Genomic DNA, 986 nt, shown 5'->3' on the forward strand with positions numbered 1-986 from the left:
TAAACGACTCAAATTCACCTGTTTATAAGATTTGCCTGGAACCGTAATGTAATCTCCTTGTATGTTTTTTACATAACAAGTTTGTCCACTAAATCCACTAATCCAGCCAACTTGTCCAAACACACGAACTTTATCATTCAAATACCATGAACCGACTGTTTTTGTGTTCTTTTCATTCCGTTTGGATTGTGTATTTTTTTCTTTTCTGCCTTTTCTAGCGGTTGCTTCATGTAAAGAGCGTTTTTTCTTCCTAAATTGTTTGATGGAAAGAACGTGAGCTGTATTTTCTTTGATGTTGGTTATCCCTGTAATTGCAATGGCATCATTGTAATGTGTTTTTTCGAGTTGCAGTTCTTTTCTTCTTGGTGTAGTCATACTGCCATATATAATGTAAGCATCAGGGTACGTATCAAATACCCTTCTACGAAAGATGTTCATAAAGGGTCCTTCTTTGTAGCGTTTGGTTTTCTTCTTTTCAACCATCCACTTCCAAAGGATGTTACCTTCCTGATGATTCTCATGGGTATGGCAAGTTGTGCAAACCGTAATCAAATTGGATGCTGCATTGCTACCATCATGGCTTCTGTAGACGATATGGTGCGTTTGTAAAATGCCACCTTTTTTCTTGCAGACTTGGCAAGTATAGTTGTCCCTCGCAAAGACAAAGTATCGTACATCGTGATATCCAAAGGTATCCCCTTCTTGGTACTCCTTGCCCTGAATGTCTGGATTCATCATCTTTTGTACATCAAACTTTCCTACTTCTATGTGAAGTTTGCATTTTGGAAGTAATGAATAAAAGGTATCTATCCAATGAAAGGTGTTATCTACTCTGCTCTGCATAGAAGGTGGAAGCCAACCTTTTGGACGGGATGAAGTGAAGGATATGGATATTTTACGATATCCTCCTTTCTTTTTTCCTTTCCCTTCTACATACACGCGTTTTGTTTTGTACCTGAATTTTGACCTTCTGTATCGTGTTTTAC

At 37.9% G+C, this 986-nt stretch carries 1 protein-coding gene; it reads right to left on the bottom strand.

Annotated elements, in window-relative coordinates:
• Positions 1-986 (bottom strand): RNA-guided endonuclease IscB (gene iscB / locus EP737_RS25085; RefSeq protein WP_165350938.1); only part of this gene is annotated, 986 nt, incomplete at both ends.

This window comes from Ectobacillus funiculus (genome assembly GCF_004138295.1).
In the GTDB taxonomy this organism is placed as follows: Bacteria; Bacillota; Bacilli; order Bacillales; family Bacillaceae_G; genus Ectobacillus; species Ectobacillus funiculus.